General features: G+C 59.6%; 11 protein-coding genes. 9 read left to right on the forward strand and 2 right to left on the reverse strand.

What is annotated here, in order from left to right; all coding sequences use genetic code 11:
* Positions 1–5: 5 nt before the first annotated feature.
* From rapA to FGO67_RS04095, 5 genes are all read left to right on the forward strand, one after another.
* A complete protein-coding gene (rapA, locus tag FGO67_RS04075; RefSeq protein ID WP_203299427.1) occupies positions 6–2,867 on the forward strand; it encodes an RNA polymerase-associated protein RapA in 2,862 nt (953 codons plus the stop codon).
* A gap of 125 nt (positions 2,868–2,992) precedes the next feature.
* Complete coding sequence (locus tag FGO67_RS04080) at positions 2,993–5,443, forward strand: acyl-CoA dehydrogenase (RefSeq protein WP_238942159.1); 2,451 nt, start codon at positions 2,993–2,995, stop codon at positions 5,441–5,443.
* Between the two features lie 193 nt (positions 5,444–5,636).
* The gene (gene crcB / locus FGO67_RS04085; protein ID WP_203299428.1) at positions 5,637–6,017 is read left to right on the forward strand and encodes a fluoride efflux transporter CrcB; all 381 of its coding nucleotides are present in this window, start codon (positions 5,637–5,639) and stop codon (positions 6,015–6,017) included.
* A 259-nt stretch (positions 6,018–6,276) separates the two neighbouring features.
* Positions 6,277–6,483, forward strand: coding sequence for a cold-shock protein (locus tag FGO67_RS04090; protein ID WP_041340064.1), 207 nt, complete (start codon positions 6,277–6,279; stop codon positions 6,481–6,483).
* A gap of 164 nt (positions 6,484–6,647) precedes the next feature.
* Entirely contained in the window at positions 6,648–7,343 is a 696-nt protein-coding gene (locus FGO67_RS04095) for a lysophospholipid acyltransferase family protein (RefSeq protein ID WP_203299429.1), read from the forward strand.
* Here the strand turns inward: FGO67_RS04095 and FGO67_RS04100 are convergent.
* Positions 7,340–8,152: a dienelactone hydrolase family protein gene (locus FGO67_RS04100; protein ID WP_203299430.1), complete on the reverse strand. Its 813-nt coding sequence runs from the start codon at positions 8,150–8,152 to the stop codon at positions 7,340–7,342. The two genes, FGO67_RS04095 and FGO67_RS04100, sit on opposite strands and share 4 nt — an antisense overlap.
* A gap of 140 nt (positions 8,153–8,292) precedes the next feature.
* On the opposite strand from FGO67_RS04100, the gene ald reads away from it, so the two are divergent.
* The 4 genes from ald to FGO67_RS04120 all read left to right on the forward strand — a co-directional run bounded on the left by ald (position 8,293) and on the right by FGO67_RS04120 (position 13,714).
* Positions 8,293–9,411 (forward strand): alanine dehydrogenase, encoded by a 1,119-nt coding sequence (gene ald, locus FGO67_RS04105; protein WP_203299431.1) that lies wholly within the window; start codon positions 8,293–8,295, stop codon positions 9,409–9,411.
* A gap of 23 nt (positions 9,412–9,434) precedes the next feature.
* On the forward strand, positions 9,435–10,007 hold the full coding sequence (locus FGO67_RS04110) for a glutathione S-transferase N-terminal domain-containing protein (RefSeq protein ID WP_203299432.1): 573 nt from the start codon (positions 9,435–9,437) through the stop codon (positions 10,005–10,007).
* Between the two features lie 208 nt (positions 10,008–10,215).
* Positions 10,216–10,827, forward strand: a complete 612-nt coding sequence (locus FGO67_RS04115) for a Yip1 family protein (protein ID WP_041340076.1) — start codon at positions 10,216–10,218, stop codon at positions 10,825–10,827.
* Between the two features lie 130 nt (positions 10,828–10,957).
* The gene (locus FGO67_RS04120) at positions 10,958–13,714 is read left to right on the forward strand and encodes a cation-translocating P-type ATPase (protein WP_203299433.1); all 2,757 of its coding nucleotides are present in this window, start codon (positions 10,958–10,960) and stop codon (positions 13,712–13,714) included.
* Here FGO67_RS04120 and FGO67_RS04125 read toward each other — a convergent pair.
* Positions 13,695–16,094 (reverse strand): phosphoketolase family protein, encoded by a 2,400-nt coding sequence (locus FGO67_RS04125; RefSeq protein WP_203299434.1) that lies wholly within the window; start codon positions 16,092–16,094, stop codon positions 13,695–13,697. The two genes, FGO67_RS04120 and FGO67_RS04125, sit on opposite strands and share 20 nt — an antisense overlap.
* Between the last annotated feature and the right edge of the window lie 121 nt (positions 16,095–16,215).

Here is a 16,215-nt window from a genome sequence, read left to right on the forward strand (position 1 = left end):
GTTTCTTGGATACGTCGGAATTTGTCATCGGTCAGCGTTGGGTCAGTCACAGTGATACCGCTCTGGGCTTGGGGATCGTCACCGATATCTCCGGCCGTCGGGTCACCCTGGGCTTCCCAGCCGCCGACGAGGAGCGCACCTACGCCATCGACAATGCGCCCCTGTCCCGGATCATTTACCAAATGGGCGAGGAGATCGAGACCTTCGACGGCGAGCACTATGTCGTGCAGGCCGTTGAAGATATCGGTGGTGTGTTGATGTACCACGCCGATGACGGCGAAAACATCCAGCAAATTTCGGAAGTTAAGCTGAGCAGCTCGGTGAACTTTTCGGCGCCTCACCAGCGCCTGTTTGCCGGCCAGTTCGATCGCAACGGGGCGTTCCGCCTTCGCATGGCCACGGTTCAGCATCAGGAGCGGCTTCGTGCCTCCCCGGCCCAGGGCCTGATCGGCGCCCGGACTCAGCACCTGCCGCACCAGATCTACATCGCTCACGAGGTGGCCAAGCGACACGCGCCCCGGGTCTTGCTGGCGGATGAAGTGGGCCTGGGTAAAACCATCGAGGCAGGCCTGATCTTGCATTATCAGCTGCATACGAACCGCGCCAAGCGGGCACTGGTGGTGGTGCCGGATTCGCTGCTGCACCAGTGGCTGGTGGAAATGCTGCGCCGTTTTAACCTGCGCTTCTCGCTGATCGACCAGGAGCGATACGACGCACTCAAGGACGATCAGGACGACGTCGATGCCCTGATGAGTCACATCTTCGGTGAAGAAGAGGCAGTGAATCCGTTCGAGACCGAGCAGCTGGTGCTGTGCAGTCTGGATTTCCTGACCAGCAACGAGCAGGCGCAGAAAGACGCGGTGGCGGCCGGCTGGGACCTGATGATTGTCGATGAGGCCCATCACCTGGCCTGGAGCCCGGAGGAAACCAGCTCCGAGTACCAGGTGGTTGAGGAACTCTCCGCTGCCAGTCGTGGCCTGTTGTTGCTGACCGCGACCCCGGAACAGGTCGGCGTGGCCAGCCACTTTGCTCGATTGCGGCTGCTGGATCCGGCGCGTTTCCATGACCTGGAGACGTTTAAACAGGAAGAGCAGCAGTACGAGGCTATAAATGCCGTGGTCCGGCGCCTGCAGGACGAAGGCTCGGAGATGACCGCCGATGATCGTGCGGCGCTTCAGGCCTGGCTCGGGGATGAGCTGGATCAGCTGTTGGCCGGTGATCAGCCGCATCAGGCGATCATCGATGCGCTGCTGGACCGTCATGGCACCGGCCGGGTACTGTTTCGCAATACCCGGGCCGCGATCCAGGGCTTCCCGGAGCGTCGCCCCTTGCCGGCACCGCTGCCGTGCCCGGAGATGTACCAGGGCCAGGCCTGGGGCCAGGATGGGTTGGCGCCGGAACAGGCCGTGGCGGAAGACCAATGGCTGGCTGACGACCCCCGCGTGGCTTGGCTTGAGAAGACACTGGCTGGCCTACGTCCGGCCAAGGTGGTCGTGATCTGTGCCCGGGCCGAGACCGCTATAGCGCTCGAGCATTACCTGCAGTTGCGCGCAGGCATCCGCAGTGCCGCGTTCCACGAACACCTGAACCTGATTGAGCGGGACCGGGCGGCAGCCTATTTCGCCGATACCGAGCAGGGCGCGCAAGCGCTGATCTGCTCTGAGATTGGCAGTGAAGGCCGTAATTTCCAGTTCGCGCATCACCTGGTGCTGTTCGACGTGCCGGCCAACCCGGATCTGCTGGAGCAGCGCATAGGTCGTCTGGACCGTATTGGCCAGACTGACACCGTCGATATTCACATTCCTTATCTGCAGGGCACCGCCCAGGAAGTGCAGTACCGCTGGTTCCATGAGGGTCTGAATGCCTTTGCGGAGAGTTGCGCCGTTGGCGTAGCCGTGCAGGAGCAGGTTCAGGGTCAGTGGCAGAGCGCCCTGGACGGTGACGCGGCCCAGCTGGATGGCCTGGTGGCGGCCACGGCCGAAGAAGCCGCGCGCCTGCGCACTCTGCTGCAGAACGGCCGCGATGCCCTGATTGAGTTGAATTCGTGCCGCCGGGACGTTGCCGATCAGCTCATCGACGATATCGACGCGGAGGAGAACTCCGCTCAGGTTCGTGATTACATGATGGAAGCATTCGACATATTGGGTGTGGATGTCGAGGACCACAGCGATCATTCCGATGTCTTGCGTCCGGGCGAGCAGTACCGCGCCGGGCACGTGGCCGAGCTGCCGGAAGAGGGCATTACCGTGACCTGGGATCGCCAGCAGGCCCTGGAGCGCGAAGACCTGGCGTTCATGAGCTGGGAGCACCCGATGGTCACTGGCGTGATGGATTCGGTAACCAGTTCCGGCCTTGGCAAGGCCGCCCTGGCCAATCTCTCGGTCAAGGCATTGCCGGCCGGCACGCTGCTGATGGAAGCGCTCTATACCGTGCACTGCCCGGCGCCGGAATCATTGCAGCTGTCGCGCTATCTGCCGGTCTCGCCACTGCGCCTGCTGGTGGATGTGAATGGCAAGGAGTTGTCCAAAGCGTTGCCCCATGAGCAGCTGAACAAGCTCAGCTCCAACATCCGGCGCCGAACCGCCCAGGCCATCGTTCCTCAGATTCGGCCCCAGGTTGAAACCATGGTCGATCATGCCGAGCGTCTGTCGGAGCCTCATCTCGAGCCCTTGAAAAAGCAGGCTTTGGAGCGGGTAGAGGCAAGTTTTGAGCCCGAAATTCGTCGATTGGAGGCGTTAAAGGCGGTAAATCCGGCGATCAGGGATGAGGAAATCGATTATTTCCGCACCCAGCTGAACGCCGCCCGGGAGGCCATAGGCAGCGCCAGTCTGGCGCTTGAGGGCATTCGGGTGATCGTCACCTCCTGATTTGGTATGAGGCAGGGATAACATACTGATTTGCGACCACTGTTAAGCGCTCATCTGATGTTGTAGTGTGGGCGTACCTACTTTCGTCTAAGTATGTTACGAACCATGGATGACTGAGAGAACCTATGATGACCTTCATTCTGTTTGTTGTGGCGTTGGCCGGCCTGCTGGTCCTGATGCGTCGTGAATCTGGTGCCACGCCGGCTATTGGCGTGATGGTTGTGACCGGCCTGCTGTCCTGGATTTTTGCCTCCGGTTGGCTGGCCCTGATCTTGTTTGTCGGTGCGGGTATCACTGCTGCGGCAGGCCTGCCGGGCTTCCGGCAGAGCTGGCTGACACCGAAAATCTTCGCCACCTTCAAGAAAGTGGCGCCGAAAGTGTCAGACACCGAAAAGGTCGCCCTGGAAGCGGGCACCGTCGGCTGGGACGGCGAGCTGTTCACCGGTCAGCCGGATTGGCACAATCTGCTGATCAACCGTCACACCGGATTGAGTGAAGAGGAACAGGCGTTTGTCGACAACCAGTGCGCCCAGGCTATCTCCATGTGCAATGCCTGGGATCTGGCGGTTGAGCGCGCCGATTTGCCGAAAGAACTGTGGGATTTCCTGAAGAAGGAAAAGTTCTTCGGCATGATCATTCCAAAGGAATACGGCGGTCTTGAGTTTTCTGCGAAAGCCCAGACGGCAGTGCTGCAGAAACTGGCCGCCAACGAAATGCTGATGGTGTCGGTCGGGGTGCCCAATTCCCTCGGCCCAGGCGAGTTGCTGCTCAAGTACGGCACCGACGAACAGAAGAACCATTACCTGCCGCGGCTGGCCGACGGCCGTGAGATCCCATGCTTCGGCCTGACCGGTCCTCGCGCCGGATCGGATGCCACCTCGCTGCCGGATGCCGGCATCGTCTGTAAGGGCGAGTTTAATGGCGAGGAAGTCGTGGGCATCAAGCTCAATTTCGAAAAGCGCTGGATCACCCTGGCACCCATTGCCACGGTGGTGGGTCTGGCGTTCCGTATGTTCGATCCGGACGGTCTTCTGGGCGAGCAGAAGGATTACGGCATTACCTGTGCCCTGATTCCCCGTGATACCGACGGCATGGAAATTGGCCGCCGGCATTGCCCGATCGGTACGCCGTTCCTGAACGGTCCGATCAAGGGCAAGGATGTGTTCATTCCGCTGGAATACATCATCGGTGGCCAGGAAATGGCTGGCCAAGGTTGGCGTATGCTGGTTGAGTGCCTGTCTGTAGGGCGCTGCATCACCTTGCCGTCCGGTGCCGCAGGCGCAGCCGCCTATTCTGTGGGTACCGCTGGTGGTTTCACCCGTATTCGGCGCCAGTTCAACACTCCGGTGGCTGACATGGAAGGGGTTCAGGAGCCGCTGGCCCGGATCGCGGGCAAGACATACATTTCTCAGGCCGCCGTTAACCACACCGCGAACATGATTGATCGGGGTGAGAAACCGGCGGTGCCGTCGGCGATCCTGAAATACCACCTGACCGAGTTCCAGCGTGGTGTCCTGTCCGACGCCATGGACGTGCACGGTGGCAAGACCGTCACCCTGGGGCCGCGCAACTACTTGGGCATTGGCTTCAGCGGTTCGCCAGTGTCGATTACTGTCGAAGGCGCCAACATCATGACCCGCAGTCTGATGATCTTTGGCCAGGGTGCCATCCGCTGTCATCCGTATGTGCTGAAAGAATTGGCGGCCAAGGACGCTGACGATATCAAGGCGTTCGACGAGGCCTTCTTCGGTCACGCCGGCCTGATCTTCGGCAACGCCGCGCGTGCCTTCACCCAGGCATTGGGCCTGGGCAAGGCCGATGTACCGTTTGACAGTGCCAGTCGCCGGTACGCCCAGGCAGTGGCTCGCTTCAGTGCGGCCTTCGGCCTGTGTGCCGATGCTGCCATGACCACGCTGGGCAGCGAATTGAAGATGCGCGAGCTGATCTCTGCACGCCTCGGTGACATGCTGTCCAACCTCTACCTGGCCTCCATGGTGCTGAAGAACTGGCACGAGGGGCAGCCGGTGGAAGGCGAGAAAGAGCTGATGGAATACAGCCTTGGCCTGCTGCTGTACCGCACCGAAAATGCGCTCGATGAGTTCCTGCAGAATCTGCCGAGCCGCCCGGTTGCGCTCGCTCTGCGCGCGATCACTATGCCGCTGGGCCGCCGCTGGGATGCACCGCACGACGACCTGTCCCGGAAGTTGGCGCGGGCCATCTCCACCGATACGCCAATCCGCAACAAGCTGATTGCCGGTGTCTGGACCGAGGACGGTGAAGGTTCGGTTGAAAATCCGCTGGCGCAGTACAACGGCCTGCTGAAGGATTACGACAAAGCTGAACAGTTGTACCGCAAAGCCACCAAGGCTTACGCCAAGGGTGAGCTGCCAATGACCGCCCTGCATCCGGAAGAGCGGTTTGAAGCGGCGCTGGAAGCCGGCGTGTACACCCAGGAAGAAGCCGACTTCATGCGGAAGTATGAAGCGGTGGTGCTGGAAATGCTGACAGTGGACGATTTCCCGTTTGATGCGTTTGCCCGCAACAAGGAAACGGTCATCGACCACAACCCGGCCTGACCGGGCCAGCTGGACCGGATTAGCCGGAACAGTTGAAATGAAAAGGGGCGCTCACAGGCGCCCCTTTTTTATGTCGAGCCTCAAGTCTGTAAGGCAAACAAGGCCTTAACTTGCCTGGTGATTGTCGGCATACTCAGGACAGGTCGCACGTCTGGGTGCGGCCGACTTCAGCGGATGAGGAGATTCCGAGCGGATGTGGCTTTCAGTTCTGGCAGTGAGTGCCGGCGCCATTATCGGTGCGAACCTGAGATGGGGGCTGGGGCTCTGGCTCAACAGCACCTATCATGCGGTGCCCTACGGCACCCTTGTGGCCAATCTCAGCGGCGGCTGGCTCATCGGTTTGTTGATCGGCTATTTCAGTCACGGCAGTACTCTGGCACCGGAGTGGCGGTTGTTTGCCATAACCGGCCTGTGCGGCGCGTTGACCACCTTCTCGACTTTCTCGCTGGAAATGTTCGCAGCCCTGCAGCAGGGCCGGTGGGGGATGGCAGTGGCCGGCATTCTGGCCCATGTGATGGGGTCGTTGCTGATGACCGCGTTCGGGATTTACTGCTTTGGTTTGGTGCGCGGTTGACCAACGATTGAGCACGATGTGGGTGGGTACCACTACTTACTTAAATTATTGAAAATCCACTTGGCAACTCAAAAAATCAAGAGTACAGTTATTCGCGTAGGAAAGATTCAGTAAAGCATTTCATGAATAAGACGTACCTCCGCAGTTAGTAGTGACCGTCCTGTTTTTGATTCCGCGAGTTCTGTATTTCCGTAAACGCCAGCCTACACCACGAGGTGTACGGCGGCAGATTAAATGATTGATTTCAGGAAGTTTAAGTATGTCTACTACTACCGGTACTGTTAAGTTCTTCAACGAAGCTAAAGGCTTTGGCTTTATTACTCGTGAAGGCGGCCCGGACGTATTCGTTCACTACAGCGCAATTCAGGGCAGCGGTTTCAAGACCCTGGCAGAAGGCCAGCAGGTTGAGTTTACCGTTACCCAGGGCCAGAAAGGTCCTCAGGCGGAGAATGTTACTGCTCTGTAATCCTTTAAGGATCAGGCATTAACAGAAAAAAGGCAGCTCAGGCTGCCTTTTTTTGTGCCCAAAATCCGGTCATGTTGACCCGCTTTGTGATTTCGCTTCCGCTGTGTAATCTTAGTGCCCCTGTTGCTCGTTAAAACGGACGCCGAGAAATACAGGACCCTTTCATGCTTAAGACCCTCAAGACTATCTGGATTTTCTTCTGGGCCATCCTGCTCACCCTTATTTTGTTCCTGCCCATCGTTGTGGCCGCCCTGACCGGCAAACGCGGGAATGCGGCCTTTCACGGCACCCAGATTTTTGCTTGGGGTATGCTCAAGGTTTGCGGTATTCGATTACGGGTACGTGGCCGGGAAAATATTCAGCCCCATCAGCGCTACGTCATTCTGAGTAACCACGCCTCTTACTTTGATCCTCCGGCACTGGTTCTGGCGCTGGGGTTGCAGTATCGCTGGGTGATCAAAAAGGAGCTTCGCAAGGTGCCGCTGTTTGGTCTGGCCCTGGAAACCTCCCGCAATCTGTTCATCGATCGATCCAAGGGTAGCGCTGCACTGGAGAGTATCAAGCAGGGTGTTGCCCAGTTGCCCGATGGCACCGGCATTCTGATGTTTCCGGAAGGAACCCGGTCCTGGGATGGCCAACTGCTCCCGTTCAAGAAAGGCGGATTTGTCATTGCCCGGGATGGCCAGCTGCCCATTTTGCCGGTGACCGTGCGCGGTTCCCACGAGCGTTTGCCCAAAGGCACGGCCAATTTTAGCCCGGGCGTGATCGAAATCGTTGTTCATCCGCCGGTAGAAACGGCTGACGTACCAATGGATAAATTGATGGACCAAGTGCGTGAAACTATCGCCAGTGCCCTCTAATCGGAGGGCAGATTAAAAATCTCCTGATAGAAAGCCATGGTGCCTTGCCAGGAACGGGTCGCCGCTGATTCGTTGTAAGCCAGAGGTATATCAAACTCGTCGGCAACGGCGTCTGCGCTCGGGTTGGTAAAGGAGTGCTGGACTCCAGGGAAGCTGACCAGGGTCAGATCCGCCTCAGCCTGCTGCATTTCGGTAACGAGACCGGCCACCTGCTCGGTGGGCACAAAAGGATCGGCGCCGCCCGTGTAGACCTGTATCCGTGCCTTGATCTGGCCGGGCTCGGCCTTGATTGGGCTGGCCAGAGAGCCGTGGAAACTGACCACACCGTCGAGATCCAGCCCCAGTCGGGCCATGTTCAGCACCACGGCACCGCCAAAACAGTAACCCTGCGCCGCAATTCGACTGCTGTCGACACTCTCATGGTTTTGCAGCAGTTCCATGGCGGCGACAAACCGTGCTTTCACCTGTTCCGGCTGGCTGGTGGCCTCCTGCATGAATTGCTTGGCGGTGTCGGGGTGCTGCGCCAACTTGCCAGAACCGTACATGTCCAGGGCGAACGCCGTGTAGCCAGCTGCGGCAAGCTGCTCTGCCTGTTCGCGCACAAACTGGTTATGGCCCCACCATTCATGCACCAGCAGAACCCCGGGGCGTTTCTGGCCGTATTCGGTATCCCAGGCAAGGTACCCGGTAAAGGTTTGGTCTCCCACCTTGTAGTCGATCGTTTCCGTGTGCATCTCTGCTCCCGCCTGCGTGTGAATGAGCACTAAGGTCAAGGCAGTCAGAACAGCTGTACTAAGAGGATAGCGCATGGTCAGTAGCCTCTCTGGCTCAGTGGATTTGGCTGTATTTCCGTCGCCAACTTGGACTTAAGTGCGACTGTTTAGGTAATACCCTTCAACTACACTTTAGCAACGTATAAACAGGTGCCAACAAACTCTGGGGGTTTACAGTGAAAATCGGCGTACCGAAGGAAATCAAAAACCACGAGTACCGAGTGGGTATGACGCCAGCCGCGGTGCATGAACTGTGCAATCACGAACACAGAGTCTTTGTGGAAACTAACGCGGGTGCGGCCATCGGTTTCACCGACGAGGATTACCGGCAAGCGGGAGCTAGCATTCTGGGTTCCGCCCAAGAGGTCTTCGGTGCGGCCGAGCTGATCGTGAAGGTCAAGGAACCGCAGGCGGAGGAGCGGGCCATGCTGCGGCCGGATCACACCCTGTTCACCTACCTACACCTGGCGCCGGATCAGGCGCAGACCGATGATCTGGTGAAGTCTGGTGCCAACTGCATTGCCTACGAGACGGTGACCGATCGGACCGGCCGATTGCCCTTGCTGGCGCCGATGTCAGAAGTGGCCGGGCGGATGTCGATTCAGGCCGGTGCTCATTGTCTGGAAAAAGCCATGGGTGGCCGTGGTGTTTTGCTCGGCGGTGTGCCCGGTGTCAGCCCCGCCAAGGTTGCCATTATCGGCGGTGGTGTCGTTGGTCAAAATGCGCTGGCCATGGCCGTGGGGATGGGCGCTCAGGTCACCGTGCTGGACCGGAATATGGATGTGCTGCGCATGCTCGATAACCGTTACGGCAATCGCATCTGTACGCTCTTTTCCACGGCCCAGACGCTGGATCAGGCAGTTACCGAGTCGGACCTGGTGATCGGCGGAGTGCTGATTCCCGGCGCCTCGGCACCCAAGTTGGTGACCCGTGACATGATCAAGCGGATGCCTGAAGGCAGCGTTATTGTCGATGTGGCTATCGATCAGGGTGGGTGTACCGAAACGTCCAAGGCGACCACCCATGATGACCCCACGTATATGGTCGACGGTGTGGTACATTACTGCGTGGCCAATATGCCCGGTGCCGTGGCACGTACCTCCACACTGGCGCTTAATAACGTCACCCTGCCGTTCGTGGCAGCGCTGGCGAACAAGGGCGCGGTGCAGGCCATGAAAGACGATCCGCATTTGCTGGCCGGCCTCAATGTGTCCGGTGGCAAGGTAACCTACAGGGAGGTGGCGGAAGCAACCGGGCATCCATACACAGACCCGAAATCCCTGCTGGGATCCTGAGCTGTAAAACCCTCGGAGAAAGCATGAAACTGATTGGATCTACCACCTCGCCCTACGTCCGACGCATTCGCATCCTGCTGGATGAGGAGCGCTATGACTTCGTCAATCTCAATATCTATGGCGAAGGCCGGGATGAGCTGCGGAAAACGAATCCGACCCTGAAAATCCCGGTTCTGGAGGACGATGGCCAAGAAATCTTCGACTCCCGGGTTATCGCGCGCTATGTCAGCGCCAAGCAGGGCCGTGACCCGCTGACCTGGGACCAGCAGAACCAGCTGACCCTGATTGACGGTGCCAACGATTCGGCAGTCACCCTGTTGTTGTCGGCAAAATCCGGCATCGATACCAATCAGGACGTGATGTTCTTCAATCTCCAGAGAGAGCGGATCATGACGACCCTGCGAACTCTGGCTGCGATGGTTGATGACGGCCAGTTTGAAGCCTGGAACTATCCGGCCATTTGTCTCTATTGTCTGGTGGATTGGCTGGAATTCCGGGATCTGGTGGACTGGACGGGGGTTGAGAGCCTGCTGACCTTCCGTGACAGCCGGCAGAAAAAACCTTGGGTTGCTGAGACCGATCCGCGTTTGAGCTGATCCCGTTGAGCTAACCCCATGAGGCCACCACCGGCAGTCCGCCGGGGTGGCCTGATTTCGACTGCCCCAGTCGGAACAAAAATTCGCCAATTCCGCTTCCCCAATCGCTGATCTTGACTATAGTAAAGGAGAAGGACGGCGTTCGATCCGAGCTGATCGGCGGAACGTACCTGACTATACTAAAAACAGCGATCCAAGGGGGTCATCCATGCTCCTGTCTCATGCATTTGGTCTATTCACTCACCCCGATGATGAGTGGGCTTCCATTCGAAAAGAACACCACACCCCACGGCGCCTCTACGTCGCCTATGTTTTCATTCTTGCGGCCATCGGCCCGATCTGTGCGTACATCTCGACCGCTCACTTTGGCTGGACCATCGGCAATGACCGGTTGATCAAGCTGACGGAAATCAGCGCCCTGCAAATGAGTGTGCTGACGTACCTCGCCATGCTGGTGGGTGTGTTTGCGCTTGGCTACGCCGTTAACTGGATGGCGAAAACCTACGGAGCCAGGGAAGAGCATGTGCCGTCGTACGGCATTGCGCTGGCATCCTACTCGTGCACACCGCTGTTCCTGGCGGGGTTTGCACTGCTGTACCCGGTGCCCTGGTTCAATGCCATCGTCTTCCTGATTGCGGCCTGTTACGGTGCCTGGCTGATGTACGACGGCCTACCCATCGTGATGGGAATTGATAAGGACCGGGCGGTCTTCTACGGCGGGGCTCTGCTGACCGTGGCTTTGGTTATCCTGGTCTCTACCCGGGTTGGTTCTGTGATTCTCTGGAACTTCGGAGTTGGCCCGGTATTCGTCAGTGGATAGAGGCAACCGGAGAGGCCTGCTCAGCAAACAGGGTCGGCTGCTGAACTAAGTCGATGAACAAGAGGGGAGCCCCATAGGCTCCCTTTTTTTTGGGGTGGCGACAGGGTCGTGCCGCCTCCAGGGAGGGTGTATGTCAGCCAAATTGCGGGACAAGGATGAATCCGTTACGGCCATCGGCTCGGTACCTGTTTGGCATAGCCTGACTATCGGCGAGGTCAGGGAGGCCCTTTCGGCGCCATCGGCACTGGAGGCTGATGAGGTGATCCGCCGGACTGGTGTCTATGGCGCCAATCGATTGCCGGAAGCAGCAGCCCACAGTGCCTGGGCCAGGCTTGGCCGGCAGCTCAAGAATTTTCTGGTGTATGTGCTCACTACCGCCGTGGTCATCACAGGGGCCCTTGGCCACTGGGTTGATGCCGGCGTGATCTTGGCTGTGGTGGTTATCCAGACTCTGGTTGGTTTTATTCAGGAGGGCCGCGCCGAAGAGGCGCTGTCTGCAATCAGTCATATGCTGGCCCCGAAAGCCAGGGTGATCCGTGCCGGTGGTCAGCAACAGATTGATGCCGCCGAGCTGGTGCCGGGTGATACCGTAATGTTGGAGTCGGGTGATCGAGTGCCCGCGGATATACGCCTTGAAAAGTGCCATAACCTGGCGGTGGAAGAAGCCATGTTGACGGGCGAGTCGGCGCCAGTAGAAAAGTCGGTAGACCCGGATCCGGTCGGTGCGGCCCTGGCAGATCGGTCTGGTATGGCTTTTTCAGGGACCATGGTTGCCACCGGGACCGGGCGAGGCGTTGTGGTCAGTACCGGCCTGGCCACGGAGATCGGACGGATTTCGAAGCTGATTGCGCGGACCCAGTCGCTCAAGACGCCGCTGCTCGAACAGATTGACCGGTTTGCCCGTGTGTTGTCGGTGATCGTGATTGTGGCAGGCATCGCGATTTTCTTCGGCGGCCTGGCGTTTAGCGGTTTACCTTTTCGTGAGCTGTTCATGGCGGTGGTGGGGCTGACCGTCGCGGCCATTCCAGAGGGCCTGCCTGCTATTCTGACCATCACCCTGGCCATCGGAGTGCGGCAAATGGCCCGCCGCAAGGCGATTGTCCGGCGAATGCCGGTGATCGAGACACTGGGATCGGTCTCCGTCATCTGTTCGGACAAAACCGGCACCCTGACCCGCAATGAAATGATGGTGACCGCGGCCGCGCTTTCCGGCGATCGGTTCGAGGTAACGGGTGAAGGCTATGAGCTGGAGGGCACGGTCGAGAGCTCAGCGAGCGCAGGAAGGGCCCCAGAAACGGGTCCCGAACCCGCTCAGGATGAGGTCTTGCGGGAGCTGGCTCAGGCAGCCGCCCTCTGCAACGATGCCCATGTGCATCGTGAGTCCGGCATTACCAGGATCAATGGTGATCCCATGGAGGCCGCGCTCACCGTCTTCGCGCACAAAGTGACCTTCGACGCCGATGCGATTGCCCGCGATTGGCCGAGAAAGGACGAGCTCCCGTTCGACACCCAAAACCGGTACATGGCCACTCTCCATCACGATCACCATGGTCACGGTGTGATTTACTTGAAGGGAGCACCGGAGCGGATACTGGGCATGTGCAGGCATGAGTTGTCGGCGTCAGGGCTGCTTGCTTTAAACCGCACCAAATGGGACCAGGTCATCGCAGAGATGGCCTCACGGGGGCTGAGAGTGCTGGCCTTGGCCAGGAAGACGGTAGCACCCGGGGTGACTGACCTGGTGGTCGAAGATCTGGATCAGGGCGTGGAGCTGCTGGGCCTGGTTGGGCTGCTGGACCCGCCTCGCCAAGAAGCGATTCGAGCCATTGCCGACTGCCACGCTGCCGGCATTCGGGTAAAGATGATCACCGGAGACCACGCCATCACTGCTGGCGCCATTGCCCGAAAGCTGGGGCTTGGCAATCCGGATCGGGTGCTCACCGGACAGGATCTGGATGCCCTGGACGACGCTGGCCTGGAAGCGGTGGCGAACGAAGTGGATGTGTTTGCCCGCACCAGCCCGGAGCACAAGCTGCGGCTGGTCGCCGCGTTGCAGTCTTTGCATGGCGTGGTCGCGATGACCGGTGATGGCGTTAACGATGCGCCGGCCCTCAAGCGGGCGGACGTCGGCATTGCCATGGGGATTAAAGGATCCGCAGCCGCTCGCGAGGCCTCTTCCGTGGTGCTGCTGGATGACAATTTCGCCAGCATTGCGGAGGCGGTGAAGGAGGGACGGGCGGTCTATACCAACCTGAAAAAGGCCATTGCCTTCATCCTGCCGATCAACGGGGGAGAGTCGGTGAGCCTGATCATTGCGTTACTGCTGGGCCTTACTCTGCCGATCTCGGCACTGCAGATTCTCTGGGTCAACATGGTCAGTTCGGTGGTTCTTGCCATGACTCTGGCCTTTGAGCCACCCGAGCCGGACGTTATGAAACAGCCGCCCCGACCCCGGGGCGAATCCCTGTTGCGGGGTTTTGTGGTCTGGCGGGTGGCTCTGGTATCGCTGCTGTTCCTGATTGGCATCTTTGCTGCCTGGTATTGGGCAATGCATCATTCCGGGAGCGAGGCCAGCGCCCGAACGCTGGCGGTGAATACCCTGGTGGCCATGGAAGTGTTCTACCTGTTCGCAGTGCGGTACCTGGACAGCGCCTCGCTGACACTTCGCGGGGTGATGGGCACGCCGGTGGTGCTGCTAGCGGTGGCCGCAGTGCTGGGTTTACAGAGCCTGTTCACCTACGCTCCCTGGCTTAATACAACCTTTGCGAGCGTGCCTCTCAGCCCTGGTATGATCGTCTTTTCGGTGGCCGCTGGCGTGTTGCTGCTCCTGATTCTGGAGCTGGAAACCTGGATTCGCCACCGATTCCTCAGGTCGGTGCCCGGGTAATAATCTCAGGGTCGCCACGACCCTCGGTGGCGGCAAGCTCCTCGCTGGACAGCCAATGACTGGCTGGACTATCGAGGGTCTGGGCGCAGGCAACCAGTGCGTGGGCCCAGGAGCATCGATTGGTAAACAGCATGCCTGCTTCATTGAGGGTGCCGCCCCGGTTGCGGTAACCGAGCACCCTCGACGTTAACGGGTTCGGAAACAGCGGGTGCAGGTGGCCCCGGAAAACCTCCGGGCGCATGTGAGTGAGGGCAACCCGACGGGTAAAGCGGAGTGGGAACAGGCGCTCAAGCTCCGGTCCCGACAGGCAGTGCTTGGCTTCCAGGGTATCCCGGGGTTCGCGGCAGCGCCCGGGTTCCTGCAGGTAAACCAGTCGGAAAGGTGTTCCCACCGCCCGCAGTCGCGCGCAGGCACGCAGAGCTTCCGACAGCTGATAACTGCCGCTGGCAATCAGCAGTACCGACTCGCCCGGCGAATCGTTTTCCTCAACAAGGATCGCCCCCTGCTTAGCCAGTGTTTTGGCTTCACTGGCGCTAAAAAAGCAGGGCCGCTCCCGCTTGGCGATCACCATGCAGCTGATTCGGCCGCGTTCCGTGAACACCTCGGGCAAGGTTGCCAGGGTGCTGTTGTAATCGGCAGTAAACAGGACGCGGGACACATCGTTCATTTCACCCAGCAGGCTTTCGCAAAAGGTGGTGTCCTGATGCGATTGCTCGTTTTTGCCATTCTCCCAGGTATGGGAGGTGGCGATGACCGGGAACCCGAGCCAGCGGGCCGGGCGGCCGACTTCGTCCTGATGCCGGGCGAAAATCAATTCCTGGCGAATGGCGCCGAGCATCTTGACGCAGAAGGCTTCGTAGCTGGCGACCAGATTTAACCCGGCCTTGTTGGCCAGACAGGCCGACACCACCGCCTCTTCGTTCAGAGCCGTGATGATTTGGCCCTGCACGGACTCAAGATCGCTCTCCGGCTCAAGAACCCGATGTTTGAGATCGGCCAGCACACCGCTGAGCCGATTGCTGGCCAGCTCGTCGGGATTACCCACCCGTGCCCGTAACGTCGGGTTTCCGGCCACCAGCGCCCGGAAGAAATCATCCACCGCCATCATCGGCGAGAGTGGTTCCTGTCGGTAGGGTAGCTGGGGGATCTGCGGGGCCGGTGGATTGCGCAGTGCCAGCGGGTGGTCCCGCTCCAGCGGCCGGCCCTGGGTGACATGCTCGTTGAGCTGGCGGATGCAGTGATTCAGGTCAGTCGGCTCCACCCACAGAGGCCTGGTGTGAGTGTGGAACAGCTCGCGCGCCACGGCATCGGTGCTGGGATTGCCCGGTAACGGCAGGTTATGGGCGGCATTGCTGCCAGCGCCGTAGAAGCCGAAACCCTTAATTGTTTCGGCAATGCCATAGGGAATCCGGACTGGGTATGGATTGCCCTCGGTCAATACCGCGTCGGCGCGCTGCTGGAGTGCATTTTCCATCGAGAAAAGGGCGCATGCGAAGGCGGCAGGGTCGGTGCCGTCGAAGCGCTGAGGCGCGAAGCCGCGGCTTTCCAGATGGGCTTCGAACTTTTCCAGGCCTTCGCGGGTACCCAGTTCGGTTTTCTGCTCGATGCGTCGGCCGTTGGCGATCATCACCGGCATGACCAGACCGCAATCCTCGGCGCGCCACCACCGTGGTATCCAGTCACTGCCCCGCTGTTCTTCGGCCGCGCCATCCGACAGGAAGGCAACGAGGGATTCGCCCGGCAAGGGCATGTGCGCGTACTGCAGTTCCGCAAACCCGAGGTAACCGCCCTCAATAATCCCGCCGGCGGTGTGCGGATTAACGTGGCTGCCCAGTGGTGCGGCCATGGTTCCGTCCGGAGCCTGCCGGTAGCAGTAAAAATCGGTGGCCAGGTGTGATAATCCGTCGGCGCCACCATAGCGCTCCATTTGCTTAGGGTGCAGGTTGCCGGTAAGCACGTTGAGGGCATCCACCGCGGCGGCACAGTGACCCTGACCCATCAGCCAGCTGCGGGTCTGGCCCGTCAGATTGTTCACGGCGAGATAGGCGGCGTAGGCGGGCACCATGTTGAGTGCACCCCCGGTGTGCCCCTCCGGGCTGGCTTTGAAGTCCTCGGGTGCCAGTGGCTCGCCCCCGGCATCCACCCTGCGGGCATAAGTCATGTGCACCACCAGCCACAGGCCCGCACTAGTTAAACGGTCCAGTGCCGCCAGTTTTCGGAACACGGTGTCGGTGTCCGGCTGCAGGCCTCTGCTGACCAGGCGTTCAGCCAACATCCTGGCCTGGGCACAGGTATTTTCCGTGTGCCGGATAACACCGTAGCCCTGTTGCCAATAGTCATACGCTGACAGCGTCGAGGCTGAGCCTGGGGATAGTGTCATGGAGAGCTTCCTTGCTGGCCACTGAGAGATTCAGTCCTTAAAGCTTAGTCGAGAGTAGCGATTGATCCATGCCGTGCGTTGAGGCGAGGCGCGTTTTCTGACAATCTGAAGAAATCCATGG

It is taken from the genome of Marinobacter sediminum, from assembly GCF_016820575.1.
Lineage (GTDB): Bacteria > Pseudomonadota > Gammaproteobacteria > Pseudomonadales > Oleiphilaceae > Marinobacter > Marinobacter sediminum.